This is a genomic window from Paenibacillus validus NBRC 15382, assembly GCF_004000985.1.
Taxonomy (GTDB): Bacteria; Bacillota; Bacilli; order Paenibacillales; family NBRC-103111; genus Paenibacillus_G; species Paenibacillus_G validus.
Window position 1 is genome coordinate 169,899 of sequence record NZ_BIMH01000001.1, and the last position, 25,501, is coordinate 195,399.

General features: G+C 52.5%; 29 protein-coding genes and 1 riboswitch. Of the genes, 1 reads left to right on the forward strand and 28 read right to left on the reverse strand.

Annotated elements, in window-relative coordinates; translation table 11 throughout:
- Positions 1-14 precede the first annotated feature (14 nt).
- The 27 genes from PVA01S_RS00770 to PVA01S_RS00900 form a co-directional block, all read right to left on the reverse strand.
- Entirely contained in the window at positions 15-1,457 is a 1,443-nt protein-coding gene (locus PVA01S_RS00770; protein WP_164751698.1) for a class I adenylate-forming enzyme family protein, read from the reverse strand.
- Entirely contained in the window at positions 1,454-1,696 is a 243-nt protein-coding gene (locus PVA01S_RS00775; RefSeq protein ID WP_127604387.1) for an acyl carrier protein, read from the reverse strand. Before PVA01S_RS00775 ends, PVA01S_RS00770 begins: the two co-directional genes overlap by 4 nt.
- Position 1,697: 1 nt before the next feature.
- Positions 1,698-2,744 (reverse strand): alpha/beta hydrolase, encoded by a 1,047-nt coding sequence (locus PVA01S_RS00780; RefSeq protein WP_127604389.1) that lies wholly within the window; start codon positions 2,742-2,744, stop codon positions 1,698-1,700.
- A gap of 16 nt (positions 2,745-2,760) precedes the next feature.
- A complete protein-coding gene (locus tag PVA01S_RS00785; protein WP_127604391.1) occupies positions 2,761-3,552 on the reverse strand; it encodes an ATP-binding protein in 792 nt (263 codons plus the stop codon).
- 158 nt (positions 3,553-3,710) lie between these two features.
- Positions 3,711-4,430, reverse strand: a complete 720-nt coding sequence (locus PVA01S_RS00790; RefSeq protein WP_127604393.1) for an SDR family oxidoreductase — start codon at positions 4,428-4,430, stop codon at positions 3,711-3,713.
- A gap of 1 nt (position 4,431) precedes the next feature.
- Entirely contained in the window at positions 4,432-5,247 is an 816-nt protein-coding gene (locus PVA01S_RS00795) for a 6-carboxytetrahydropterin synthase (RefSeq protein ID WP_127604395.1), read from the reverse strand.
- A gap of 16 nt (positions 5,248-5,263) precedes the next feature.
- On the reverse strand, positions 5,264-5,848 hold the full coding sequence (gene folE, locus PVA01S_RS00800) for a GTP cyclohydrolase I FolE (protein ID WP_174817546.1): 585 nt from the start codon (positions 5,846-5,848) through the stop codon (positions 5,264-5,266).
- Positions 5,849-5,926: 78 nt separating this feature from the next.
- A riboswitch (cyclic di-GMP riboswitch) is annotated at positions 5,927-6,011 on the reverse strand.
- Between the two features lie 235 nt (positions 6,012-6,246).
- A complete protein-coding gene (locus PVA01S_RS00805) occupies positions 6,247-6,441 on the reverse strand; it encodes a CstA-like transporter-associated (seleno)protein (protein WP_054795831.1) in 195 nt (64 codons plus the stop codon).
- Between the two features lie 4 nt (positions 6,442-6,445).
- Entirely contained in the window at positions 6,446-8,506 is a 2,061-nt protein-coding gene (locus PVA01S_RS00810) for a carbon starvation CstA family protein (RefSeq protein WP_127604397.1), read from the reverse strand.
- Between the two features lie 184 nt (positions 8,507-8,690).
- Entirely contained in the window at positions 8,691-9,434 is a 744-nt protein-coding gene (locus PVA01S_RS00815) for a LytR/AlgR family response regulator transcription factor (protein ID WP_054795830.1), read from the reverse strand.
- Between the two features lie 7 nt (positions 9,435-9,441).
- A complete protein-coding gene (locus tag PVA01S_RS00820; RefSeq protein ID WP_127604399.1) occupies positions 9,442-11,046 on the reverse strand; it encodes a LytS/YhcK type 5TM receptor domain-containing protein in 1,605 nt (534 codons plus the stop codon).
- 175 nt (positions 11,047-11,221) lie between these two features.
- Complete coding sequence (locus tag PVA01S_RS00825; protein ID WP_127604401.1) at positions 11,222-12,100, reverse strand: radical SAM/SPASM domain-containing protein; 879 nt, start codon at positions 12,098-12,100, stop codon at positions 11,222-11,224.
- A 65-nt stretch (positions 12,101-12,165) separates the two neighbouring features.
- The gene (locus tag PVA01S_RS00830) at positions 12,166-12,723 is read right to left on the reverse strand and encodes a cyclase family protein (protein WP_127604403.1); all 558 of its coding nucleotides are present in this window, start codon (positions 12,721-12,723) and stop codon (positions 12,166-12,168) included.
- On the reverse strand, positions 12,720-12,956 hold the full coding sequence (locus tag PVA01S_RS00835) for a DUF6953 family protein (protein WP_164751699.1): 237 nt from the start codon (positions 12,954-12,956) through the stop codon (positions 12,720-12,722). The genes PVA01S_RS00830 and PVA01S_RS00835 overlap by 4 nt, the downstream gene beginning before the upstream one ends.
- A 183-nt stretch (positions 12,957-13,139) precedes the next feature.
- Positions 13,140-15,254 (reverse strand): LTA synthase family protein, encoded by a 2,115-nt coding sequence (locus PVA01S_RS00840; RefSeq protein WP_174817547.1) that lies wholly within the window; start codon positions 15,252-15,254, stop codon positions 13,140-13,142.
- A gap of 273 nt (positions 15,255-15,527) precedes the next feature.
- On the reverse strand, positions 15,528-16,064 hold the full coding sequence (locus tag PVA01S_RS00845) for an NUDIX hydrolase (RefSeq protein WP_054795829.1): 537 nt from the start codon (positions 16,062-16,064) through the stop codon (positions 15,528-15,530).
- Between the two features lie 34 nt (positions 16,065-16,098).
- Positions 16,099-16,560: a DinB family protein gene (locus tag PVA01S_RS00850; protein WP_054795828.1), complete on the reverse strand. Its 462-nt coding sequence runs from the start codon at positions 16,558-16,560 to the stop codon at positions 16,099-16,101.
- Between the two features lie 35 nt (positions 16,561-16,595).
- Positions 16,596-17,321, reverse strand: a complete 726-nt coding sequence (locus PVA01S_RS00855) for a ZIP family metal transporter (protein WP_127604407.1) — start codon at positions 17,319-17,321, stop codon at positions 16,596-16,598.
- A 69-nt stretch (positions 17,322-17,390) separates the two neighbouring features.
- Positions 17,391-17,612, reverse strand: a complete 222-nt coding sequence (locus tag PVA01S_RS00860; RefSeq protein WP_127604409.1) for a cysteine-rich CWC family protein — start codon at positions 17,610-17,612, stop codon at positions 17,391-17,393.
- Between the two features lie 131 nt (positions 17,613-17,743).
- Positions 17,744-18,355 carry a TraX family protein gene (locus PVA01S_RS00865; RefSeq protein ID WP_127604411.1) on the reverse strand — a complete coding sequence of 204 codons (612 nt, stop codon included), beginning with the start codon at positions 18,353-18,355 and terminating at the stop codon, positions 17,744-17,746.
- Positions 18,356-18,380: 25 nt separating this feature from the next.
- Entirely contained in the window at positions 18,381-18,821 is a 441-nt protein-coding gene (locus tag PVA01S_RS00870) for a GNAT family N-acetyltransferase (protein ID WP_307720661.1), read from the reverse strand.
- Between the two features lie 344 nt (positions 18,822-19,165).
- Positions 19,166-19,741, reverse strand: a complete 576-nt coding sequence (locus tag PVA01S_RS00875) for a permease (RefSeq protein WP_127604413.1) — start codon at positions 19,739-19,741, stop codon at positions 19,166-19,168.
- A gap of 78 nt (positions 19,742-19,819) precedes the next feature.
- Complete coding sequence (locus PVA01S_RS00880; protein ID WP_127604415.1) at positions 19,820-20,449, reverse strand: TetR/AcrR family transcriptional regulator; 630 nt, start codon at positions 20,447-20,449, stop codon at positions 19,820-19,822.
- A gap of 1 nt (position 20,450) precedes the next feature.
- On the reverse strand, positions 20,451-21,182 hold the full coding sequence (locus PVA01S_RS00885; RefSeq protein ID WP_127604712.1) for an MBL fold metallo-hydrolase: 732 nt from the start codon (positions 21,180-21,182) through the stop codon (positions 20,451-20,453).
- Positions 21,183-21,363: 181 nt separating this feature from the next.
- Complete coding sequence (locus tag PVA01S_RS00890; RefSeq protein ID WP_127604417.1) at positions 21,364-22,527, reverse strand: HEAT repeat domain-containing protein; 1,164 nt, start codon at positions 22,525-22,527, stop codon at positions 21,364-21,366.
- A 149-nt stretch (positions 22,528-22,676) separates the two neighbouring features.
- Complete coding sequence (locus PVA01S_RS00895; RefSeq protein WP_127604419.1) at positions 22,677-23,372, reverse strand: pirin family protein; 696 nt, start codon at positions 23,370-23,372, stop codon at positions 22,677-22,679.
- A 74-nt stretch (positions 23,373-23,446) separates the two neighbouring features.
- Positions 23,447-23,842, reverse strand: a complete 396-nt coding sequence (locus tag PVA01S_RS00900; protein WP_127604714.1) for a DoxX family protein — start codon at positions 23,840-23,842, stop codon at positions 23,447-23,449.
- Positions 23,843-24,109: 267 nt separating this feature from the next.
- Between PVA01S_RS00900 and PVA01S_RS00905 the strand changes: the two genes are divergently transcribed.
- A complete protein-coding gene (locus PVA01S_RS00905) occupies positions 24,110-24,448 on the forward strand; it encodes a WGxxGxxG family protein (RefSeq protein ID WP_127604421.1) in 339 nt (112 codons plus the stop codon).
- Positions 24,449-24,593: 145 nt separating this feature from the next.
- On the opposite strand, the gene PVA01S_RS00910 is transcribed toward PVA01S_RS00905, so the two are convergent.
- On the reverse strand, positions 24,594-25,388 hold the full coding sequence (locus PVA01S_RS00910) for a lipid II flippase Amj family protein (protein WP_127604423.1): 795 nt from the start codon (positions 25,386-25,388) through the stop codon (positions 24,594-24,596).
- Between the last annotated feature and the right edge of the window lie 113 nt (positions 25,389-25,501).

Below are 25,501 nucleotides of genomic sequence, written 5' to 3' on the forward strand. Positions count from 1 at the left end.
GCACTCCTCCTTCGCTATTGCTTAGCAACCATCGTTCTCAGCGTAATTTTGTCGACTTTGCCTTGGGCTACGGGAATTTCCGCAATAGCTACAATCCGGTCGGGAACTTTATAGCCTGCAATTTTTGCACGGCAGAACGCATATAAATCATCGGTGCGCAGATCATCCTGAGGAACGACAAAGGCTACGATTTGCTCGCCGAATACAGGATGCGGAGCCCCGATCACAACAGCCTGCTTCACGCCTGCATGCTGAGACAGCACTTTCTCTACCTCGCCCGGGATGACCTGCTGCCCGCCCTTCTTAATCAACTCCTTCTTGCGTCCGATGAACTCGAGCTTGTTCTTCTCATTCAAGCGTACAAGATCGCCGGTGTAAAACCATCCTTCCTCATCAAAACATTGTTCGGTTAGCTGCGGATTTTGATAATAGCCGCTAAACGCAGCGGGCGATTTCAGGAGCAATTCGTCTTCCTTGACTTTATACTGCACGCCGTCATAAACCGTAAACTCCAATTGTTGACGAAGATCGCACAGCATCGCGCCTCCAAGCTCCGAGCTGCCATACTGTCCGACAAACTTGCATTGCTGCATCAGTTCAAATTGCTTCACGTAATCTTCCGTCATCATTTCGCCGGTCAAGCCGACGAACTCGATCTTCTTAAATACGTCCGGGTTCAAGGATTGGCCGAATGTATAAATCGCTTTAAAAATGGACGGCGTACTCACAACCTTGTTGCAGGCCGTCTCCTGCATCAGTGTAATCATACGGGGCAGTTCGAAGTTATCCGGAAATACGATGCGCACGCCCGAGCGAATACCGGTCAGTAAGGAAGCAATGCCAAACACCGAGTTGGGAGGCGCGTTCAAAAACACGACATCCGTCGGTTTCAATTCGTTAAAATCCTTCAGCAATTGAAACGAGAAATCAAACGCATGAATGCCGACAACCATCCCTTTGGGCGTCCCTGTGCTTCCCGAAGAGCAGCATATAAAGTCGATTTTGTCTTGCTCAAGTGCTCTCTCTGCACCCGCTATAGCTTTAGATTTCCATTCCTTGCAGTCGTCCGACGTATACAGCAAAGTTTCCTTCCCGGATCCAATCGCCCAAGCCTCCATGACCTCTGCAAAAGGAAAGCCATTGTGCGTGTTGATGGAAAATACGACATGAGGATCAAGAAATTGAAGAACGGCAGACAAATCCTCCTTGCGAAATTGCCAGCTTAACGGGATAATCGTACCGCCCAGTTCATTGATGGCAAGGACAAGAGCTGCATAAGAAGGGATAGCCGGGACCAGCAGTCCTACTTTTTTACCCTTTAATTCCAGCGGACGCAATAACGAGATATACCGGTCCATCTCGACCTGGATATCCCGGCTCGTATAATGGCCGGAGAATGTCGTTAATACGACCTTGTCCGCATCCGGATAGTGAAAAACCTTCTGAGCTAATGTCATGATTGTACGCCTCCTCTTGTCATTGCGTGGTATACGCCGCCGACAGTCGTAATATCTGCCGAACCGATCCATTGCTCCAAGCCGATTGCAAATCTTTGCGATAATTGAATGTATACATTGACCATCTGGAGAGAGTCGATTCCCAGATCATCGCGAAAGGATGAGCTTTCGTTGATCTTCTCGTGCGGAACGTGCGTCAGCTCGGAGAGCAGCTGGCAAAATTGCTTGAAGTCCATCATGTTAACCTCCTAAAGACCACTCGGCCGAAATCTTCCTAATCTCGCGTAATTTAAAGTTGCAGCAGTGGCCTTCATTTTCATATTCGATAAGTTGTTTTCCCCCCGGCAGCTTCTGGTACAGCTCGTAAATATCTGTATCCTTGACCATCACGTCCTTATTTCCATGAAACAGGAAAATCGGGCTGAAATTATCGAAGTTATCCAGCTTCGGCAGCAGGCTTTGTGCGGAATCATCGAGGATATAAGCCATACGCTCCATGAAATAATCCGGCATCCTCACACCACTTGCACAAGCAGGACTTACCGAGATCGCTTTGCTCACTTTCGGATGAGCGCTTCCTTCGATGGCCCAAGCGCCGCCTGAGCTGGTTCCGAATAAAGCGAGAGGCAGTCCCGGGTATTGGTTCGATGCGTAGTCAATGACTTGATTCATAAACTTTTCCCAATGAAGACGGGTGGCCTTGAATGACGTGCGTACATAAGTTTCCCCCTGCCCTGGCCCGTCAAAGCTGATCGTAACGAAACCCAGCTTTGCGAAATCCGTCTCGTAGGTGAACAGTTCTTCTTTGGAGGAATCAATGGGATTGACGATGACCATGATGCCCTTCTTCCGTTCAGGCACACGGATTCTGCCGAAGCAATCGTTTCCGTCGACGTCGATGACGGCCTCCAGGATCTGATCCTCGGAAAGCCTATCCGCCCGTTGAAAGAGCTCCTTGCAGCGTGCAAACCACTTTCGCTTCTCATCCCCTGTGGGGTACAGCCACTGCAGCAGGTTATAGTACAAGCCGGCCATGCGGAAATGTTCCTCCGCTTCCTTCCTGTCCTGCTGAGCCTGAAGGAAGATCGCTTGCTTCGCAAAATCCTCCGCGCATTTCTGCAAAATCCCGTTCCAAGCTTCGGCGCTTGTTAACCGTCGTTGAAAGCCAGCGACGTCTTCTCTTCGAATGCCATGGGCAATCCAGCGGTCCCAAAAGCCTTCAAAAAGAAGGCAGGTCATCAATGTTTTTTGAATGGTGCCCTTTACAGTCGGGTCATCCGGTATCATAGCTTCGTACTCTCCCTTAACGATTAAATATGAGGATCAGGGAGGACCCTTCACCGGGAATCGTGGAAAGCAGCACCCGTTCCGTCATTTTCATCATGAGCGTGAATCCTTGGCCGAGTGATTTTTTTGTCGAATAACCCGCCATGAGCGCAGCATTCGGAAGATGCTTTAACGGAAAGCCCGGCCCTTGATCTTCCACGAGGAGATGGATGGCAGCGTCGGTTATAAACATGGTCATCTTTCCTTCGCGAGCATGCTTGAGAATATTCGTAATCGCCTCAGAAATAACAAGGAGATGGCTCATGATCGCGGTCTGCGGGATCCCAATACCGATCAGACTTTGTTTGGCGAGCTCCCTGGCTTTCGGAATGTCCGATCGTTCGATAACCGGGGCTGTGCACAATAGCTTGCCTGCCTTGTATGGCTCCACCTCATGTTTGCGGATCAGCAGAAACTTTCGCTGCGTGATGGCATACATCACGTCGCGGTACACCTGCCATACTTCATCCTCTTCGGGATGGCCGACCGGCTCGATTGTAGGAGCGGAAGGGATATATTGGGTTAGATCTTGTTTAATTTCTTCATAAGTCTTCAAGAAGCAGCGATGATGCCGATCCGAAAGATGCATTTCCTTTATTTTCAGATAAACATCCTCCTGCTTCTCCACCATTTCCACCAAACGAGCAGCCAGTGATAATAAATACCGGCCCTCATCGTTCTTAGGTTGAGGTTCGTTCTCCGCTGCAGTGAAGGACAGGTAGATCAGAAATCCCGATTCCCCTTTACCCCTATTCAGATGTTGACTCATACGATTGGCAATCCATCCAATCAAGGCGCGCCGTTGATGATCATGGATATTATCGCCTGATAAGGGGGAAGGTAGAGGGGCCCGCGCATTTAGAGCTCCTGCATGAAAATTCCCAAAAAATTTAGGAAATATGGATTTCACAATCGACACTTCCCCCTTTACAAAATCCCGAGCGGAGGCATAACCGTCATTTCATCAACGACCGAACCTTCTGGTTGACATAAGAGATACACCAAATGCTTGGCTAACGATTGAACGGGAATCATGTCGGATGCATCCGGCTTCAGTTCCATCCGGTCCCAGAATGGAGTCGCTACCGCGCCGGGCAATACGGCCGTTACCTGTATGCCTTTATTCCTCAATTCCGCTTGCAATACTCTCGTTAATCCCAGTACCCCGAATTTCGAAGCGGAGTAACCGCCGCAGCCGGGCAGTGCCGTCGTGCCGGCGACAGATACGACGTTAATCATTTTACCGGCACGGTTTTCAACCATATGCCTTCCGAAATATTGGCAGGCGAGGAACGTACCTTTCAAATTAACGGCGATCATTCGATCGAAATCGTCACTGGACATCGTCAACACCGATTCGAACACCCCTGTGCCCGCACTGTTGATGAGTGCATCAATGGTGCCGAACCGCGATATCGCCTCTTCGGCAAATCGGCTAACGCTTTCTTCATTCGTTACGTCCAAAGGTACGGCTAGCGTATTCGCATTCATCTGAGAGGCTGCCTGCTTTAATTCGGCTTCATGTCTTGCTCCCAGCACAAGATTCGCTCCCAATTGACTGAGCAATAATGCCGTTTCTTTGCCGATCCCGCGGGACGCCCCGGTAATTGCAACGGTTTTTCCTTGGAGCTGCAGAAAGTCAATCATCTCATTCACCCGGTCCGCAATACTCGAAATAATTTTTTTCCGTTTCCCACAGTCCGACTTTTCGGAGCTTGGGAAGATGCGGTCGCAGCATGTTGTAGATCACGAGCGCTACGACCTCGGATGTCGGATTCAACTCTTTAAATTCAGCCGTATCCAGGTTCAGATGCTTATGATCCAGCTTATCGAGCACTTCTCTTTCCACAATGGCATCCAAATCCGCCAAATTCATGATCATGCCCGTTACCGGATCCGGCTCGCCTTCGACGGTGACATCAAGGTAATAATTATGTCCGTGCCCATGCGGATTGTTGCATTTGCCGAACAATTTCTTATTCTCCTCCGGCGACAAATGCACGCTATGTAATCGGTGCGCAGCGCAAAAGTGATATTTGCGTGTAAGTCGTATCAAGCATCCCGCCTCCTTTACCGAACTTAAATAGTGGTTTTCATGTAATTGAATCCGGTGCAATTCGCAATCTTGAAACCGCTGTTCCAGCGAATTCCAGATGTACTCAACTACATTTTCCGTAGTCGGTATGCGATGCTGAAAATAGGAATGTTCACGGTCCAAAAACTTCCCGTCGAGCTCCTCTTCCACAAATGAACTCACGATTTGTTTAATATCCGTTGTATTGACAACAATCCCGGATTTTTCATTCAATCGTCCCTTGACCATCACTTCCAGCTTGTAATCATGCCCATGGCCGCTGGAGTTGCTGCAGCGCCCGAAGACCCGGAGGTTTTCCTCTTCGCTCCACTGGGGAACCCGATAAACGTGAGTTGCCGAAAAATCGATTCTTCTCGATAAATAAAGCATCGCCGTTTCCCCCTTCCTAGGCTCTGGATATGGAACGGTCAAACTCTTCACATAGCGAGACGTTGTCGGCAAATATCCCCTTCTTCACCGTTGTCACCGTAGACGTTCCCGGTTTTTTCACGCCCCGCGCGCACATGCATAAGTGAGTTCCCTCCACGGTTACGATGACACCCTTCGGCTTCAGCACATTCAATACGGCACTCGCAACTTGCTGCGTCATGCGCTCTTGCACCTGCGGACGCTGCGAGACCAGCTCTACCAATCTGGCAAATTTGCTTAAGCCGACGATTCTCCCATCCGGAATATATCCGATGTGCGCCTTTCCATAGAACGGGATCAGATGATGCTCGCAGAAGGTGTAATAAGTCATATCCTTTACGGTGATGATCCCGTCGTACTCCTCTTCGAACGTTGTCGTCAGCGCCGATTCCGGATTCACCCCCACACCTGAGAACACTTCCCGGTACATTTTCGCGACTCGTTTCGGTGTATCCAGCAGACCTTCCCGGTCCGGATTTTCCCCTATTTGCTCGAGAATCGTTCGAATGCTGTCTTCAAGAGCATCTTTACTTGCCAAATTGGTATTTGATCGTATGGTCATCTAGTATTTCCCTCCTTAGAAACAACAAAAAATCCAGTCCGAATAGAACTGGATTCGTATATACAGATCCGTCCCTAATTCGGCGGCCCAGCCGTCATAGCGTTACCGCCTTAGACCCGAAGCTTTGCGTCCCCACCTTTCGATGAGTTTGCCATTATCGTTAAGAATATAAGCCAAGTATAGTCTATTATACCTAGATAAGCAATGATTTCTTTATTGAAATCTTTGATATAACGACATTATTCGACGCTATATGAGAATAAAGTCGAAAAATACGTGATATTATCGCGCATTTTTCGACATTTGATGCCAAAGCCGGATGAAGCCGCACAGGTTGCATAAACGAAGAGACGGGGCAAGACGGGCTGCATGCACCCGCCTTACTCCGTCTCTCCTTGTTAGCAGCAGCGATTGATCTTACCGCTTTCATAACGCTCGTGAAGTGACAGCATATAGAACTCCTTCTCCGTCAAAGGGGTTTCATGCGGATGGCGCTCTTGCTGATGCTTCAAGTATTTCTCATAGTCCGGAATACTGAAAATGACCTTGATTGTCGCTTTGGCCTTGCTGGCAAAGCTCGTTATCGTTCTCATGGCATCAGGCTCCAAAAGTAGATTTGACAAACGGCGCTTCTTTTAATACCGGTTTTTGTTTTTGGATCAAAATTTTGTACCAGACGCGTAAAGATTCAATAATCATCAGGATCACCACAATCTCGAAGAAGATCGTGAGGCCTGCATCGATATAGTTGTTCGTCACAATCTGATGCATGACGTCCATATTTTTGGCAGGCGCGATGACTTGCCCCTGATCGATCCCGTCCTGGTATTTCTTCGCAGCCGCCAAAAAGCCGATGCTTGCCTGAGAGGAGAACGTTTTTTGGAAGCCGGCCGTTAATGTCGTTACCGCGAGGAACACGAACGGCACGATTCCTACCCAAGCGTAGCGGGCCTTGCCCATTTTAATCATAATCGTCGCCGCGACGGCGAGAGCGATGGCAGCCAACATTTGGTTCGCAATCCCGAACAGCGCCCACAACGAATTGATGCCGCCGAACGGATCGATGGCTCCTTGATACAAGAAGTAGCCCCAGGCCAAGCAAACAATAAACGAAGCCAGGAAATTATACTTGAACACTTTCGTTTGAGCAAACGGCTTGTAGAAGTTGCCGATCAAATCCTGAAGCATAAAGCGTCCTACCCGTGTGCCCGCATCCACAGCCGTTAAAATAAAGACCGCTTCGAACAAAATCGCGAAATGGTACCAGAATGCCTTGGCCCCGGCCAGGAATGTTGAAAAGATTTCCGCCATGCCGACGGCAAGCGTCGGCGCCCCGCCCGTTCTGGAGAGAATGGTGTTTTCACCGATTTCTTTGGCTGTGTTCGTAATTTGTTCCGGTGTCAGCGTGAAGCCCCAGGATGAAATTTTGGCGGCGACGGCAGCGGGATCGGTTCCAATAACGGCCGGCGACGAGTTCATAGCGAAGTAAATGCCGGGCTCCAAGGCGCACGCGGCGATCAAGGCCATGACGGCGACGAAGGATTCCGCGGCCATACCGGCATATCCGATGAAGGGCGCATGACTTTCTCTTTCGATCAGCTTTGGTGTCGTCCCGGAAGAAATCAGGGAATGAAAGCCGGAAACGGCGCCGCATGCTATGGTAATGAACAAGAACGGGAATAAATTGCCGGAGAATACGGGACCGGTCCCATCGATAAACTTGGTCACAGCCGGCATTTGCAGCTCCGGCAATGTCACCAAAATACCGCCCGCCAGTAAAATGATGACGCCGATTTTCAAGAAAGAGCTTAAATAATCTCGGGGTGCAAGCAGTACCCACACCGGCAAAATCGAAGCGATCAGGCCATATACGACCATCATCAGGGCGATCTGCGGCGCGGTGAAGGTGAACATCTTCGCCAGCACCGGATTGGCGGCAACAAATTGTCCTGCCCATAATACGATCATCAATAGAACAAAACCGATAATGGAGCCCTCAATGACTTTCCCCGGTCGAATAAATCGCATGTAGAAGCCCATGAAGATGGCGATCGGCATCGTCATGGCGATCGTAAACATTCCCCACGGAGACTCCGCCAACGCTTTCACGACGACGAGTCCAAGTACGGCGACGATGATAATGAGGATCGCCAGCGTTGCAATAGAAGCTAACGTGCCGCCGAATCGGCCGACTTCGTCTTTCGCCATCTGACCGAGCGACTTCCCGTCCCGCCGCATGGATCCGACAAGCGTGACGAAGTCCTGCACACAGCCCGCAAGTACAGCTCCGATAATAATCCACAGAATGCTCGGCAAATACCCCATTTGTGCGGCCAAAATCGGACCGACCAGCGGACCGGCTCCGGCGATCGCCGCAAAGTGATGGCCGAAGAGCACGTATTTATTCGTCGGGACGTAGTCCTTGGAATCGTTATGCACATGGGCCGGCGTTGCCCGGTTGTCGTTTAATTCGTAGATCTTCCTGGCAATGAACCGGCTATAGAAACGGTAACCAAAAGCATAAGTGCAGATTGCGGCTATGATGAGCCAGGCCGCCGAAATTTTCTCGCCGTTCGCAAGCGCGATCATCGCGAACCCTAGCGCGCCTAACGCCGCGATCAGCCCCCAAACCCCGTACGAAACCCATTTGTTTTTCATGATCCCACTCCTCGTAAGCGTTATTGTCGCGCGAACACAGTCCGTACGAACCAGGCCCAAGCTGGCTGTACGTCTTGCATTCCTCCAACCGGTTTGTTTTGAGAGCGCTTGCAAATAGTATAAATCGTTTGGAGTCTTCGCGATACGCCTGAAGCGCATCATGCCGAATTTGTCATCTATGATGTTAAATTTCAAGTTTCAAACGCAGCGCTTTCACATAATTGCGGCTGACGGGTATCGTGCTTCGCGCCTCATCGTCCATCAGCAGATTGTAGGCCCCGTTGACCCACGTTTTCAGCTCGGCGATGGCGGCCAGATTGACGAGATAGCTCTTATGGCAGCGGAAGAAACCGAACGGCTCCAGCTTCTGTTCCAGCTCTACCAACGTGTACGTAACGTGATAGGCTTTATCGCGAATATGAACCTGGACATACTTGCCCTCCTTGCTAATATAGATGATGTCCTTCGGGGACACATACTTAATGCCTTCTTCCATTTCGAGCGCCAGCTTGACGCACGAATTTCCGGCCGGCGGGATGGCTGGGGCTTTCGTCCCCGTTCCCGTCCGCGTTTTGCGCAGCTCCCGGAAGACGCTGTCCAAGTCATCTTCGTCGAATGGCTTGAGCATATAGTGAAAAGCCCGCACCTTGAACGCATCGACGGCATATTGGTCATAGGCGGTGGAGAAGACGATCTTCACCTGCGAATTCAGCTCGCCGACGATTTCCGCCACTTGAAGCCCGTTCAAGTCCGGCATGTCCATGTCGAGGAACAGGACATCCGGGGCTTGTTCCTTCACTTTCTTAATCGCATCCATGCCGCTGTTCGCCTGAGTCACCCGGTCCACGTCAGCGAGCTGCTCCAACAAATATACAAGCTCTTCCCTTGCCGGTGCTTCATCATCGGCAATTACGATATTCCAACCCATGGATCCCTCACCTCACCCAAAAAGTAATTTTCGTTCCTTCCCCCGGACTGCTCTCGATTTCAAGCGGCCGCACTTTCCCGTAATGATAGCTCAGACGCTGTTCGATATTACGCAAAGCCATGCCTGTATGATCTTCCTGCCCGTCCTCCCGGATGAAGGTCAAGCCTACTCCGTTATCCTCGACCGTAATTCGCGCATGCCTCTCGCCGCTTTCCGGCTCCTCCTTCACGATGAGCCGGATCACGCCGGTCCTCTCGATGCCCTTGATCCCATGCACGATAGCGTTCTCGACGAGAGGCTGAATCGTAAACGGAGGAATGTGATGATCCAGTACGCGTTCGTCAATATCGGCGTAAAACTCCAGCTGATCCCCGAGACGCGCTTTAATCAGACTCAGATAGGACATTACCAATTCATATTCGTCGCGAATCGTAACCATTCTTTGGTTGCCGTTGCTCATATTTTTGCGTAAAAATTTCGACAGATGCATCACCATCTGACGCGCCTCTTCCGGTTTGGTGCGAATGAACGATTTGACCGTGTTCAGCGCGTTAAACAGAAAATGCGGATTCATCTGGGCCTGCAGCGAGCGAATCTCGGCTTCCGCAAGAAGCTGCGCCTGCCTCTCCGATTCGACAAACGCATACTGCTGGGACAATAGTCCGGCCAGGGAAGTCAGCATACGCCGGCGGGATGGATTGTCATCCTGCTCCCGTTCAAAATACAACCGGAACTGTCCGATCGGCCGCTGATTGGGAATGCCAACGAACAGGTCGATGCAAAACTTCGTCTTTCTTCCTTCCATCACCCAATCGGAACCGTTCTTGGTGAAAAACGCGCCAACCGCTTTCGTCTCTTCATTCAACACCTTGGCGATTTCCTGAACCGCCTTCTCGAACTCCAGCCGCCAGAGCGGCATCGTCATATCGGCGATTTGCAGCGCTCGGTGGGCATGCTCCGCGCCGATACGGTCCTCTTCCCGCTCCATCGTATTGTACAGCACAAAATAAAGCGCAACCCCGACGCTGTTAGCGAACGTTTGCGGAAATCCGATGAGCGATACCAAGCCGACCGCTTCTTCCCAGGGCTTAGCCAGCAATAAAATGAGCCCCATCTGCAGCGACTCGGCCATGAATCCGACGACGAAGGCGAGCTGGACCGACGCTACCTTGCGGAAGCGCCTCTTGAACGCATTGCGGCAAAGCCCCGCCAACACGCCTTGAAGGATAGGAGCAACCATACAGGCGACGGCTACGAATCCGCCCAGGCTGTAACGATGCACGCCGGCAGCGATACCGACGATCAGTCCGCTCTTCACCCCTCCAAGCAAGCCGGCAATGACAACGCCCACGGTCCGGGAATTGGCAATGGCCGCTGTCGGGGAAACCTCGCCGATCCACGGGGCCGGTTGATACGTATAATTGGAGACGGTCACACCAGAGTACGTTCCGATAACCGCATAGGCGGTGAAAAAAACAAGAAACCGCCATTGATACGTCTTGTCCCCTTGATAGCTCATATAGCTGCGCATCCAGCGGCTGCGGGAAAAGGCAAATGCGAGCGCTATCAGAAAGCCGACCCGCTCGATCATATCGACGAATAGCTGCAGCATCGCTTCATGCCCCCCTGCGTACCCTTTTAACGTTATCCTAGCAGATATGAACCGCACTTGCAGTACAATTTCGTTTCCAGTGAACGGTCAGCTGTCGACATTCTTGCACCGCAAAGCAAAAAAAGGCTGGTCAGATAGCCGCAGCAGCAGCGTTCTGACCAAGCCTTCGAAACGATTACACGCTGAATCTTGTGCGATACCCGCACTTCTTGCATAATTCCTCAACCGCTTCTCTTCTGGAGAAACCGTTATACAGATTGTTCGCCCGTTCGCCCTCCACGATCTCGGAGAACGGCGTCCGGTGAATATTTCCTAAATTAATAACGCCCTCTCCGTCCAGACAGCAAGGCACTACCGTTCCGTCCACAAGTATACCCGCCTGGTTCCGAAGCGCATGACAGAATCCGCTTCCCTCTATTTCCGGCGCCTTGAGATCGGGCCATTGAAATTCATGATCCTGATTCAAATAAATACGGTCGGCAATTTTCAATCCGCTGCCTCGCACGAATTTTTCTTCGATTCTGTAGGGCAGATGAAATTCGCGTTCGATGATTTCCAGAATTTCGCGATTTCGATTTCTTTGCTGGTTCGTTGCATTGTCCGTATCGAGATTCCATAGCCTCAAGGAGATGATCATGCCGGTTTTCTGTACCGCTTCCTTCACATAGGACAAAACACTGGAAATGTAGCCTTCCTTGTCGGTGGAGCCGGCATGTCCGTCAAAGCTATGCAGCGAGAAGTTCATCTGACGGAGCGCCGGTTTCATCATGATTTTAGGTCCGGCTTTATGGAGCAATGTCCCGTTGGTCGTAATATTGACTTTAAACCCTTTTTCATGGCTGATATCGAGCAGTTCATCGATCTTGGGATGAAGCAGCGGCTCGCCTTTTAAATGAAAATAAATATAATCCGTATGAGGCCGAACTTGATCGAGCGTTTTTTTGAAATCTTCGATTTTAATAAAATTGGCTTGCCGCTTCGTTTGCGGACAAAAGCTGCAAGCCAAATTACAGACGCTTGTAATTTCGATATAAAACTTCTTAAACTTCTTCATCCATCCATACTCCGATCCTATTTGCGCTGTACGTAGCTAGTAGCTTCCCCGTTCATTTTAACCGTTCATGGCGTTTCTTTCAATGAAATCCCGGAAGACTCGTCTTCCAAAATAGCAAAAGCCCGGACCGGCGAACCATCCCCGCCCTTAATCTTTAAGGGCACTCCAAAAAACATAAAGTCTGTTTCCTTCGGCAGCCGGTCCAAATGAATTAAATCCGTATACGTGATGATTCTCTCGCCGAGTAGAGCTCTCTCTAACTCTTCCGTTAGATTCCCGCCTGCAAATCCCGGATTCAACCCGATGATTTTACCGGCTGCTTCTATTCCGACCTCATCTATAAACAACAATCCTCTGTCTCTGGGCCAATCCGGTTGCCGGGGATCGACAACCCGAGCCCTGCCAAAAAAACGTTCCAGCGGTATTTCATCTAACGTTTCCAGACCTGCATGCATATGAGAAAAGGCGTCAACGTGCGTACCCGTATGCGAACCGAGGATGAGCTGCCGCAATTCCCACGCATGCGTTTCATAGGTTTGCACCACGGCAACACGTACTTCCGGATCGCCGGGAAAAACAGGCATGCCCGTATATAAGGGTACGGATAAATCAATGATCTTCATGTCCATCCCCAGAAGAAACCGTCCCGATCCCAGGCAACCCGGCCGCCATGGAGTTTCTTGAATAATTTTTTGACCTCTTTGGAAATGGACGTATTTCCGTTCTCATTCACATAAATATAGGATTCTCCGAAGTGGCTGACAATATGGTTAACGGCGTCGCTTTGATATAAAATGCCCGCATTCTTGACCTTGGCGAGCATCCAATCCGCAACATCTTGGGCTGAATATTCCACATCTATTCTCTCCTAACTGATAAGGGTTCCCTGTTCAGTATAGCCGAAACCTGCTGATTTAGCGAACCGTTGGTACGCGTGGAGGAACGTGTACCGTCAACAGAAAAACACCCCTTGGCAGTGGCTTAGACCTACCTGGCGGTAAATCCCATCGCCTGACTTAAGGGGTGTTTGTACGAATGGCTACTTCACCTCATTTGCCGCATTTGCCGCATTCGCCGAATAGGCGACTTTATTGGAGGTGGCGACCACGATATCCTTGGAATCTTTCACCACGATTTCGATATTGAACTCCTGCGAGCCGGCAGCTTCCGGCGTTACGACCGCTGTTAATTCGCCAAGCTTCTTGCATTCGGTGACAGCCGGTTGACCGTTGATAAGCACGACGCCATTGTGCGGCAGGTTTTGCCCCGACACCTTCACAACCTGATCGTCGCCGGAGACCTGGACTTGGATGTCCTCGATCTCGAGCTTGCCGGGCCCTAATACGTAATTCGGGTCCTTGATCGTCCCGGCCCAATCGCCGTATCCATATTGTTTGCCGAACATAATATCGTATTGCAGCTTCTCATAGCTTTGCAGCGCATTCTCATCGATCCCCATCACCGCGTACATGTTTTTCGGCGGGATGACGGGCGACTTTTGCGAAAGCTGATATAAAAAATCCGTGTAATAAGTGCCTGGGCGCTCAGCCAGCTTCAATACGTATGAACTGAGGAACGAAGGACTCATGTCCAGCTTGTCCTGATGCTGAGGCAAGTAGTTGTTCCATACGAGCACCGGGACACGGTACATTTTATTCAGAAAATCCGGGTCGTTCTCTTGCAGGTAGCCGCTATCTTTATAAGCTTTATAATTTTCGCCGAGGCTTGGCAAATGATCGCCGAAAAATACGATAATGGTCGGCTCCTGTTTCTGCTCGTAGTACGTGACCAGCTGCTTCAGCATGTTGTCTGCTCCTTGCAAGCCTTGGGCCAGCGTTTCGAAGAGACCCTTCGCTTCGCCGGTCACGCCGGTCACCTCGATTGTATTCTCCTTGAATTTACCGGGGTAGTAATGGTAATGATTCTGCATCGTATTGGCAAAAATAAAATCGGGCCCCGGCGTCTTCTCCCCGGATTCGATAATATACTTCGCCACGGAGCGGTCGGACAAATAAGGACCTTCATAGTCGGGTTCAAAAAACTCCTGCGAGATGTACTTCGAGAAACCAAAGTTCTCATACACCTTCTTGCTGTTATAAAACCAGCTATGGAATGGATTAATCGCCGTCGTGTCGTACCCTTGACGCTTCAATATGCTGGCCATGGAATCGATGCCTTTATCGACATACTGATTATATGGAATCGAACCTTGCGGCAGGAAGCGCATCGAATTGCCCGTCAATACCTCGAATTCGACATTGGCCGTACCGCCCCCGTATTGCGGAGAAAGCATCGTTCCGCTCGAATATTTAGCGCTCAGCGCGTGATAAAAGGGAATCGGGTCTTGACTGAACGTCAAGCCTTTCACTTGCGTCGCATCCCAGAACGATTCGCTGAGGACGACAATGATGTTCGGCTTCACATCCCCTGCAACCGGTACCGCCGGGGGGACGGACGAAGCAATCGAGCGGATGCTTTGATCGTTATAGCCGGACGGCTCCTTCAAGTTCAAAAACTTTAAATTCATGATCGTCGACAACAGAAAGCCGTTCGTCTTCACATTTTCCGTTTGATCCCAGGCCAGGTTTTCTATATTGGCCAGTTTCTTCAAGGAAATGGCTCCGTCGTTATAGATCGAAACCAGCAGAAGCGCGGAGAACAACCCCATCGTCGTACGGTGCTTCCATTTCAATTTCACGGCGACTCGCGGCAGCTTATAAAGTAACAACAGGCTGACTGCAATAAACACGACAACTCCTGATATCACCGTAAAATTGAACAGGCCGCCGATATACGGTGTCATGTCCTTCGTTTCGCTCGTAAGCAGCAGATCCCAGGGCAGGAACGGGACGCCAAGAATTTCCAGCTTGATCCCGCTGATGAGACTGAACGCCAGGCAGACGGTGGCCACCAGCCAGAACGAAAGCCGGACACTGTTCGTAAGCGCGCTGAGCAGCAGCAACAGCCCCAACACGACCAAGGCGTTCAGCGTCAGTTTCGGAATCGCCAGGAACGTCCAGCCGAACGTATCGCCCCACTTGCCCCGGCTCAGAAGCTCGACTAAAAATACGATCCAAACTGAACACAAAAATAACGGCAACCGCCGCGCCGTTTGAATGCCATAATGACGAATCGCAAGCTGTAGTTCCCCCATGTTCTCCCCACATTCGATGTCTGATATAGTAGGTCGCTCGAATTATAAATTTTTTATGAAGCACCTAGTCTCAGTATAGCATACTTTACGTTTTTCAGCTTCTCTTGCATTAATTTTTAGTTAATATCCAGTCTATGGATTTCGGTTTACCCGCGCGACATTCGATCTTCCCCCGTTTGCATATTCCCGGCTACGTTCTGTTTTTGTCCGGATCAAGCAAACACCCCGCAACATAGCCGCAGGCGCAGGTTGTGGGGTGTAAATCGCATTACGTTATGGGGTGAGCTCCGCTTTCTCCCTGGCGCCTGCCAGCAGCGCCGCATCGGTCTCCGTGGCGGCGGCGATCGGTCTGGACACGACGCCGGTCATCGCACCGTTCATAAAGAGGCAATGATGATCGTAGCAGCCGTCCTCCTGAAGCATCAACGGAATAAACCGCGGGAGATTGGACGCGACCCCTTCGTTGTTCGGGTCGAGGATCCAATCGATCTTCTTCCAGTCCAGGATGCCTTCTTCCGTCTTGATCGGCGTTTCATAGGGGTAAGCCGCTTCCAGCTCGGCCGTATACAAATACATGCCGCCGTAATGCCGGCCGTCCACCAGCCAAGTGACGATCCCTTTGAAGCGAACCGTATCCAGCCGGATGCCGGTCTCCTCATATACTTCCCGCAGGACGGAAGCCCGCGGCGTCTCGCCGTTCTCGACCTTCCCGCCTACGCCGTTCCATCTGCCCATCCAGGAGGGCTTATTCCGGTTTAGCAGTAAAATTTCATCGCTTCTTCGAATAAAACAAATGTTATAGGCTAACATACCGCACCTTCTTGAACAGGAAATTATCGCCGCATTACCGGACGAACGTAATGTAATCCGTATTGGCCGGCTCGAAGCCTTCGGCGCGCAGCAGCGCGTTCACTTGACCGCGATGATAGCTGCCGTGCATGGACACATGCGTTAAAATATCGGCCAGCACCGTCTGAAAAACGTCGCCTTTCGTGTTCCGGTACGTCGTCGCTTCGGACAAGTCGCTCTCGTTCAAGCGTTCGAACAATCGCGCATACCCGGCCCGATTCGCTTCCGCCATACGCCCGCACTCCGCCAAATCGGCCTCCGGCCAGATCGGAAACGATCCGCCGTCTTCCCCGTTCATCCGGGTCAACCATACGTTCTCGGCGCCCAAAATATGGGCGAACAGCCTGACGGCTTTATCCGGTTTGCCATCGGAGGCCTGCAGCGCTGCGAGGATGCGCAGGTTGGCCCAATGCACATGATCAAACATACGTTCCAGATGTGTTTTGATCGTTATCATACGGTAGTTCCTTTCGTCCAGGAGTGATCGGTCAATTAACTAAAGAGGTCCATCAGGACAATCATGGCGAGCAGCCCGAAGATGAAAGAAAACGTGGAAATCCGCTCGTTCCCGTCGCCATGGCTTTCCGGAATCAGCTCTTTGTATACGATAAACATCATGGCACCCGCGGCAAACGACAGACCGTAAGGGACCAGCCCTTGCACGTAATGGGTCATTCCGTAACCGAGCAGCGCGGCAAAAATCTCGACAACGCCGGTCAGCGTCGCCACCAGAAACGCCTTCCAACGGCTAATCTCCTGATAGCTCAAAAACAAGGCGACGAGCAGCCCCTCCGGCATGTTTTGCAGCCCGATTCCGATCGCCACGATAGCGCCGAGCTCGGGGTTCACGTGCGCATAGCTGACCCCCACCGAAAGACCCTCGGGTATATTGTGCAGGAATAATGCCGCCACCACCAAGAACGCTTTATCCGAAATGACCTTCTGCGGACGCTCCACATCGATGTGAGGAATGAACTTCTCCATTAAGCTTAAGATCGTTACCCCCATCATGACGCCGACGGAAACGACGAACGTGTTGGAAACGTCAAGCGCCTGAGGGATTAAACCGAACATCGAAGCGGACACCATCACGCCCGCCGTAAAGGCGAGAAGCAAATCCCGCCAACGGTGGGTCAGCTTTTTGAAAAATAAGATCGGTAACGCGCCTAATCCGGTCGACAGCGCCGAACAAATGCTCCCGATCAGCAACGTCTCGATAGATTTCGCCTCCTTGTACGACTAGACTATGATGTAAGTATTTCCATTATATCGAAAGCTGCCCGAAAATCAGTCCTGCACGTTTCGTTCAGCGCTCTCGCCGGCGTTCACGCATGGCCTGCAAACGCACGCCTTCCCCTTTCGCTCGTCCGGGATCCGTTCCAGCAGCGTCTTGGGGACCAGCTCCTTCCAGCACCAGCACGCTTCGATCGGCTTCCCCTGCACGTAACTGCACCCGTTATCCGCTCCGCAAAGCGGACATTGCCCGGCACAGGCCGTTCCATTATTCACGCGCTCACCGCCTTTCCCGCTTCCGGCCCCGTCTTTATGTGCTCTATCATATCATGGACTTGTCAAAAAAGGACACTCCCGTCCCATGGATGCCTCTTCTATCTATTTAATTCGATTAATAATTTATGCCGCTAATTGATCTGAAGCGTGAACCAAATGAACAGTATCCCTAAATGCAAGGGATAAAAACTGCGCCACAGCCAAGCCGGCACCTGACGGCTTATCGGCAATGCCCCGGCATATAAAAGCAGCGTCGCCAATACGCTGAACATTTGGATAGGAACGCCCGCATACAGGATTAGCGTCAAGACGGCATGTGCGGCAACGGCCCAATACGTGCGGACATACCGGTACACGAGCACGAGGATAAGCCCGTACACCCCATAATCGAACGGAATCCACAGGAGCAGACCCGCGGCAGCCGCGATTACGGCCGTCTTCAACCCCCATGAAAGCTTGTCGATCGCCCAGAGAACCGTCAAGCTAATCAACAGCGTGCCGACGACATTCATCTCCAGCGTCTTTAACAAAGCCATATAAGGAATTTGCGCGACGGCGAAAATAAACAACAGACGCAGCAAATAGCGCCAGACGCTGCGCGTATGCAGGTAGCCTTGAACGAGCAAATACGCATAAACGGGAAAAGCCATCCTTCCGACAACCCGCCATAACGGGTCATCCGGATAAAAAACGTAACCGATATGATCCGCGGTCATGCTGATCATGGCGACCCATTGCCACATGACAACCACTCCCCCTTACGCGTGATTAGGACCGGTTATCGTCGATTTCGGCCTCGTATTCACAGCGGTACCGTTCGATCCCAGGATATTTTTCCCCCAATCCGATCACGGTGAACCCGATATTCCGATAAAAATTTACCGCTTCCTCATCGGTCTCCGTTACGATACGGGCCGGTTTTTTGAGCGCGAGCAGCTCTAGTATTTGTCCCCTGCCGTAACCGCGCCCGCGCGCGTCGGGGTGAACGGCTAGATGTTTAATTTCCATCTCGTTCCGATCCGACACCGTAAAACCGACAATGCCGACCAGTTCCCCCTGTTCTTCATAGCCATACAGCTCGAGTTCCTCACTTCGCTCGTACTCGCCGACGACTTGCTCCAGCAGGTCGGGATCGGGAAATATCGAATACTCCAGGAGCTCCCGGACGGCAGGCTCCTGCAATTGGGTTTTGAGGTTGGTTAACATCATGTCTCACTCCGTCTCTTGTTTATACAGGAAATTGCTTCGCATTTGCTTTCGACACCAGACGGCCCGACTCCTGCAAGCCTGCGAAGGAATAGCTTGCTTCCCTTGCCCGGGTGGTTCGGGCTTACGAACAGCAGCCCCCATCACCGTCGCGTCATCCGCAACCGGCTTTGGAGGCTTTGCCTATGAGCGGCCTGACTTTAGCCGCCTCTGCAGGAGCGCACGTTAGCGGCAGCAGCAGCGAAGCGGCAAGCAGCAGCGCTTTTTCCACATGAGCTTGTTTCCTCCTATCGGTACGTTCACCTAACTAACGCAAGCCGCCAGGAAAAAGTTACAAAATCAGCCTGTCAACCGATCCCCAGCACATCCGCCAGCAGCGACAAAACGAGCAGCCCCCCCATCGTTCCAATCGCGGCAAACCTTATTCCGCGGTTCGACTTCACTCCCTTCGCGCCTACTATAGAGCGCGTGTATAAGAAGAAGCCGACGGCAAGCAGGATCGCCTCAACGGCGATACTGGCCGATGCCGAGGTCCACAAGCCGAATCCGAGCAGCGGCAAATCTCCGGTATTGCCAGGCAATATCGGCATATCCGTCCGGTGCACCGCCAGGTCGAGCAGCCAGTGACTGAATGCTAGGGCGGCAATAACGAGACCTCCGCGCCGCCCCCATAAGCGGCCGCCGATCCAGCCGGCCAGCAGGCTGATGAGCAGCGCTCCCAGCAAGGAGTGCGAATAATCGGCATGAATAATGCTTTCTCCGTAGCCTCCCGCCCCGACCGGCTCCATCGTTTCCACCCCCGCCAGAAACAAAGGGACGAAGACGACGTCCAGCAGCTGCGTGCTTATGACTAATGCCCACAACGGTACTTCAGGCGTCTTCGCCTTCACCGCGGCAGCCAATCCAAAATGTCCGGCAAACATCTTACCACCCCCCCTTGCGTGCTTTCGCATCTAAAATTCCGCAGACCACACTGAACAATAACAGGAATCCGATAAAAGTCATCGCGAATCCCCCGCTCTCTCGCTCCATGCATCGGGTTTCGTCAGACCGCTAACCCGCTGCTGCTTCAACACCCGCATGCCGGCCAGAAACGCATCGATCAGCAGCTCGAGCGTATCGTCCAGGCCAAGCGGCATCCCGAAGCCGCCCTGCTGCTCCAGGGAGGCAAAGCCGTGCAGCATGCTGCGAAAGCAGCGGACGACGTAATAAACGTCCTCCCCCTGATATTCGTACACGTCAAGCACACGGACGACCAGGGCGACAAGCGCCTCCGATTCGCGGCGGTGGTCCTCATCGTCAGCCTCCGGCGCCCGCAGCGTCGCCTCATACAAGCCCGGATGCTTCCTCACGAAGCTCACGTAGGCGCGGGCAATGGCGCGCAGCGCCTCGTCGCCGGACCGGCCGACGGCAGCGTGCCTCATGTCGGCCGTGAGCAGCCCGATGCCGTACACGGCCATCTTCTTGCGCAAACCGGGAAGTCCGTTCACATGGTTGTAAAGCGATGGAGAACGAACGTCCAGCTTGTTCGCAAGCCCGGCCAAACTGACGTTCTCCAGGCCCTGCTGATCGGCGATTTCGGTGGCTGCCTGTAAAATAGCCGGTAAATCCAATCCCATTCTCGGTGACATGCTAAACGCTCCTTTGCGCGGGTTTTCCGTTTAAACTAAGTTCGGCTTGGGCAATCGCGCGGTCTATCGCCTGAAGCGGGTTCGGCAGCAGATCGCCGTGACCGACCGCCAGCATCGAGGGCTGCAGCTCGCGCAGCTTCCGGGCGCTGTCCAGCGCCGTTTGTTTATCCCACGTAGCCATCGCCGGAAAAGGAAACCAAGGCACCATCTGGCCCGATACCGCAATTCCGCCTCTTGTTTGCATCGCGTCCCCGGCGATCAGAAAGCCGGTGCGTTCGTCGTAGAAGGCCATCGAGCCAGGCGTATGCCCCGGTACGGAGACGGCCGTCAGCGAACCGATCCGGTCGCCATCCTTCAGCAGAACATCGGGACGGGTTTGCAGCTTCTTCGGCAGGCCGCCGCGGATCGGCCGTTGAGGCTCGCCCGGATCCAAGGAAGAATCCGCGCGCATTAACCGTGCGTCGCGGACCGAGATCAGAACCGGCGCGTCCGGCAGCTGGCGCTTCAGTCCGTCAAGCGCCCCTACGTGATCCCCGTGAGCATGCGTCAGCGCGATGCGCACGATCGGCTTCCCGATGAGCCGAGCCGCTTGCAGAATCCCCTTCAAACTTACCGAAAGCGCGGCATCGATAAGCGTTAAACCGTCTTCTTCCTCAATCAAATAACAATTTACCGGAAATAACCTAGGAAAAAATGTAAGTTGCGCCAAAGTCAATTCTCTTTTCATACGCATCATAAGATTCACCGCCCCCATACACTAATGTTGTTAGTTTTATAATAACTAATGTTATTAGTTTTGGCAAGTAAAAAATGGCAGCTTGCTTCATTTTATGTTCAATAACAAAAAGAACCGCCTCCCCGCCGTCAGCTCTATGCGGGAAATCGGTTCTTCTCTTCATAACGGGGTCGGCGCGTTAAGCATGGACGGACTGCAGCGTTTCATAGAAGTCCGGCGAACCGCTCAGCAGCCAATTGCGGTGAAGCACAGCTTGCTCGATCTGCTCCGGTTCGCCGAGCGGCCAACCCATCCCGACGCCGACGGCGTAATCCTTCATCAGCATCAGGAATGCGGCTGCCCAGTCCCGAGTCCCGCGAATCGTGGGGACGAGCGGATAATATTTGTCATAGGCGGCACGAATCAGCGTATGCACGACTTCCTGCAGCAGCGAAGGAAGCTCGGCATTCTTCACCTTCTCGGCCAGTTCGTCCGAAAATTCCGGTTCGTCGGTGGACGCGGCCGCTTCGTATTCGTCCGCTGTAACATGACCTTGTTCTTTAGCAACCCACAGCATCATCCGGTTCAAGGCCGGCTTGAAGACGGCGGGTACCGAGACCGTCAGCTCCGGCTGCGGATTGTCCAGATTAACGACGAATGATTCGCCGAAGTTATGGAACTTCACGTTGCCGCGTATGCCCAGCCAGCGCAGCGCAAGCAGCGCATGGGTGCGCACCTTGCTATCCAGCTCTTCGTTGCGGCAAACGCGACGCAGCAGCTTCTCGCTGCGCGGGTCCGGCAGCATACAAAGCAAGCGAACGCACGAGAGCGCCTGCTCGGGATCTTCGATCCATTCTTTCGCGTTGTTATATATCGTATCGACGGATCCGCCTTCGTGAATCCAGTCAAGTTCAATCCGTCTGGCGGCATATTCCGCAAGCGGGATCATGCCTTTTTCCTGTAACGTCTCTTCGCCGTGCTGCTCCACAAGGTCGCCGTATGCTTTCTTCAGGTCGGCCTCCAGCCCGGTCAGCATCGCTTTATGCTCGCCGGTCCCCCGCATCCGGGACACCGCGGCCATCCATTCCCCAAGCGCACGCGGGTTGTTCTGCCACATCATCATCGCGAACGAAATCATGTCCGGATCATAAGGGAGCTGCGGCTGCAGGGCAAATCTCGCAAGCACCGTCTGGACATCGTACTCCTTACGCATGAAAGTCAAGGCGAGGATCAAGCCGTTCCACGCACTGGCGTTTTCCTTATTTTCCAAAATCGCGCGATATAAACAAAAAGCCGCGACGCCATATGATTCCGCTTGTAAATATTGGCGCCCCATCGCGCCGTAATCGCCATTCTGGCTCATGTACGGTTCAACCCCCAAGATGGAAAAGATATAGCAACAGTATAACGTATTCGCTTGAACTTGAAAAATATAGATTTTTCACATAAAAATAAGTGCCGGTCCCCGCATTTGCAGCGAAGGACCGGCACCTCGTTTACGGAATCTTGATTTTAGGGAAGGTCAATCAGCATAAACAGCGTCTGACCTTCGGCTTGAAGGGACAGGTTGGTAACGTCCTCGATTCGCGCGGAATCCCGGCGATCGAGCTTGTTGTCACCGTTCAACGTCAGCGAGCCTTCAATGACGAACAGGAACGTACGCCGCCCTTCCTTCTGCTGAAAGTCGATCGTTTCGTTCTCCAGCTCGCTCAAATAGATCGTCATATCTTGATGGATGTGCGCGATATGGGGACCGGATGCGTTGGAAACGACCGGCAGCAATTGGTGGCGCAGCTTCGTCAAGTCGTAATCCGTCGTTTCGTATGACGGGGTTAATCCCCGTTCGGCCGGTATGAACCAAAGCTGCAGCAGCTGTACTTCTTCGCTGGACGGGTTGACCTCCGAATGAATGATGCCCGTGCCCGCCGACATTCGCTGCACTTGGCCGAACGTTGTGACGGCTTTGTGGCCGGTACTGTCTTCATGCTGCAGCTGACCCTTCAGGACAATCGTGACGATCTCCATCTCGCGATGCGGATGAGCCCCGAAGCCGCGTTCGCCTGCAATCGTGTCGTCGTTCAACACCCGCAAGACGCCGAAGTTCATGTTCTCAGGATCGTAGTAGTCGCCGAAGGAGAAACTAAAATTGCTTTTCAACCAGCCGTGGTCAGCAGAGTAACGGGAAGCAGCGGGATAAATGCGTATCATCGAATAAATCCTCCATTCTCTTGACAGTATTAGGTGAGGAGGTACGCTCCCATCGGGCGCAGCGGGCCCAATGCTCACAGCAGCGCGTCAAGCGAATAAGCGCCGGCGCCGATGAATGCGATGCCGACCGAAACAGCAATCAGCACCAGGTTGTATTCGTATCCGTTCGACGAAACCCAGTAGCCGTTAGCAGCGTGCACTTTCACGATCGCAACAAGCATCGTGACCGCGATCAACGCGGCGGCAACCGGTGTGAACAGCCCCGCAGCGAACAATATGCCGCCTGCGAGCTCCATCAACCCGGCGAGCACCGCCATAAGTACGCCCGGCTTGATACCGATGGAGTCCATCCAGCCCCCCGTGCCTTTCGGACCGTAGCCTCCGAACCAGCCGAACAGCTTCTGAGCGCCATGCGCCGCTAACGTCAAGCCAACAACCAAACGAATGATCAACAATCCGGTGTCCATCATCATAAAAAAGCCTCCCAAAGTTTTATTTTATCTTAAAGTTAAGACTTCACGCAATAAAATCTTAATATTAAGATTTATACATAAAAATAATTCAACCTTTCGGCCGATCGTCCCCGTCGAATTATCTTTAATTTAAGATAAATATATCGGATCGTTTGACCGCTGTCAACAGGTATCGAAATATTCCTTGATTGATGTCAAGCGCGCAGGCGAATTGGGGAATGCTATCAGAAAAATGGGTTCCCCGGCTAACGGAGGTCATGTTGAATGTTGAAAAGCTGGTTCTTTTTCATCGTGTTCGCCGCTCTGTCTGCGTCCGTGCCTGTGACGACGGCTTTCGCTGCTGTGTCGCTGCAGATAACGCCCCTCGCAGCCGCGCCAGCAAGCCCGGCCGGCGCCGGCCTCGACCGTACGGCGGAGCTCGGTCGATCCGGCAGTACGCCGGGCTTCGTACCGCCAGGCCTCGGAGGAACTCCTCTTCCCTACGGCGGGATTCAAGCTTTCCAGACGAATGCAGCCGACGCCACCAGCCGGGCCAACTGGGGGCTGCTCGGTTTGCTCGGGCTGTGCGGGCTTGCCGGAAGACGGGGTCGGAACGAAAGTTAATGCATCACGGGCTGCTTTTCGGGTTCGAATCCGTACGTTAATAGCCAAGGGGCCCAGCGGCGAATGCATCCTGTTCTCCATTCCCGGTCATCCTCCATCCATCAATCCGTGCGTCAATTCCCCGCTAACGTCGAGTGCCTCCATGTTACAGCCACTGTACTACCAAACTGACCCAGTACGCACCCGGTAAGAAAAAAAGCTGCGCAAGCAGCGTGCCCGCAAACCGCGAAATCATCAGCAGGCCGAAAATACGTCCGAGCTTGCTCCGCGCCTCGGCGTTCGCAATCGCTTTATCCGTAATGAGCGCCAGCTGAGGGTCGACAAACACCGTCATCATAATCGTCGCAATTCCGTTGATGAGTCCGGACGATTGCGATGCCGTCATACTGTAGGCCGGTACCAGATGAGCCGCATACAACGAAGACAGGACGCCTACCGTATAGATTGCGGTGACGACGGCGTTCAAGACGAGCAGCCGCTTCGGAATGCCGTAATATCGGAGACTACGCAGCATGGAAAGACGCGGTTTGCGCAGGTGATGCTTCGCGTGCCTGATTTTATCGACAGTGACGCTGGAGATCAGCTTCGGGATCGAGCCCTCGATTTCCAAATGCGCAATGACCCTCGCGAACAAAAAGACAAAGGTCGGAAACAGCGCAATCGCGACCAGCGTCCCGAGCGAAGATGCGCCCAAAATGTATCTGAAATACGTTTCCAGCGGAAACGATTCGCTGCCTTTCGCCTGGTCGATCAGCTTCGCCGTTAACGGCGCTTGAATCAAATTCGCGGTACGCGACACAAGCACGACGATCCCCGTTATGGATAGCGCGACAGCCAGCTTCCCGGCGCGTACGCCCGACAACCGGATGGCGTAAGACAGCGTTTCAACGCTATGAATCACCAGAGTAAGGATGCACACCCACATCAACGTACTGATCACCGGACTCCCTCTCCCATCCCGCCTAAGACATCGTTGTACTGCGTCTCCTCCGACAGTCCTTTCTGTCCGGCTGCCGGAACCGATCCCGGTGTCCGGTTCACCCCCGAATGAAT

Coding starts and splice junctions, on each gene's coding strand:
- PVA01S_RS00815 (WP_054795830.1), bottom strand. CDS start 9,434: ATGGGTTGGAATATCGTAATTGCCGATGATGAAGCACCGGCAAGGGAA.
- PVA01S_RS00895 (WP_127604419.1), bottom strand. CDS start 23,372: ATGATACGCATTTATCCCGCTGCTTCCCGTTACTCTGCTGACCACGGC.
- PVA01S_RS00905 (WP_127604421.1), top strand. CDS start 24,110: ATGTTGAAAAGCTGGTTCTTTTTCATCGTGTTCGCCGCTCTGTCTGCG.
- PVA01S_RS00820 (WP_127604399.1), bottom strand. CDS start 11,046: ATGCTGCAGCTATTCGTCGATATGATCGAGCGGGTCGGCTTTCTGATA.
- PVA01S_RS00775 (WP_127604387.1), bottom strand. CDS start 1,696: ATGATGGACTTCAAGCAATTTTGCCAGCTGCTCTCCGAGCTGACGCAC.
- PVA01S_RS00845 (WP_054795829.1), bottom strand. CDS start 16,064: ATGTTAGCCTATAACATTTGTTTTATTCGAAGAAGCGATGAAATTTTA.
- PVA01S_RS00825 (WP_127604401.1), bottom strand. CDS start 12,100: ATGAAGAAGTTTAAGAAGTTTTATATCGAAATTACAAGCGTCTGTAAT.
- PVA01S_RS00865 (WP_127604411.1), bottom strand. CDS start 18,355: ATGTGGCAATGGGTCGCCATGATCAGCATGACCGCGGATCATATCGGT.
- PVA01S_RS00840 (WP_174817547.1), bottom strand. CDS start 15,254: ATGGGGGAACTACAGCTTGCGATTCGTCATTATGGCATTCAAACGGCG.
- PVA01S_RS00810 (WP_127604397.1), bottom strand. CDS start 8,506: ATGAAAAACAAATGGGTTTCGTACGGGGTTTGGGGGCTGATCGCGGCG.
- PVA01S_RS00870 (WP_307720661.1), bottom strand. CDS start 18,821: ATGATGTTAACCAACCTCAAAACCCAATTGCAGGAGCCTGCCGTCCGG.
- PVA01S_RS00805 (WP_054795831.1), bottom strand. CDS start 6,441: ATGAGAACGATAACGAGCTTTGCCAGCAAGGCCAAAGCGACAATCAAG.
- PVA01S_RS00780 (WP_127604389.1), bottom strand. CDS start 2,744: ATGATACCGGATGACCCGACTGTAAAGGGCACCATTCAAAAAACATTG.
- PVA01S_RS00785 (WP_127604391.1), bottom strand. CDS start 3,552: ATGAGTCAACATCTGAATAGGGGTAAAGGGGAATCGGGATTTCTGATC.
- PVA01S_RS00880 (WP_127604415.1), bottom strand. CDS start 20,449: ATGTCACCGAGAATGGGATTGGATTTACCGGCTATTTTACAGGCAGCC.
- PVA01S_RS00875 (WP_127604413.1), bottom strand. CDS start 19,741: ATGTTTGCCGGACATTTTGGATTGGCTGCCGCGGTGAAGGCGAAGACG.
- PVA01S_RS00890 (WP_127604417.1), bottom strand. CDS start 22,527: ATGAGCCAGAATGGCGATTACGGCGCGATGGGGCGCCAATATTTACAA.
- PVA01S_RS00770 (WP_164751698.1), bottom strand. CDS start 1,457: ATGACATTAGCTCAGAAGGTTTTTCACTATCCGGATGCGGACAAGGTC.
- PVA01S_RS00900 (WP_127604714.1), bottom strand. CDS start 23,842: ATGATGGACACCGGATTGTTGATCATTCGTTTGGTTGTTGGCTTGACG.
- PVA01S_RS00885 (WP_127604712.1), bottom strand. CDS start 21,182: ATGCGTATGAAAAGAGAATTGACTTTGGCGCAACTTACATTTTTTCCT.
- PVA01S_RS00795 (WP_127604395.1), bottom strand. CDS start 5,247: ATGCTTTATTTATCGAGAAGAATCGATTTTTCGGCAACTCACGTTTAT.
- PVA01S_RS00790 (WP_127604393.1), bottom strand. CDS start 4,430: ATGATTGACTTTCTGCAGCTCCAAGGAAAAACCGTTGCAATTACCGGG.
- PVA01S_RS00830 (WP_127604403.1), bottom strand. CDS start 12,723: ATGAAGATCATTGATTTATCCGTACCCTTATATACGGGCATGCCTGTT.
- PVA01S_RS00850 (WP_054795828.1), bottom strand. CDS start 16,560: ATGATAACGATCAAAACACATCTGGAACGTATGTTTGATCATGTGCAT.
- folE (WP_174817546.1), bottom strand. CDS start 5,848: ATGACCATACGATCAAATACCAATTTGGCAAGTAAAGATGCTCTTGAA.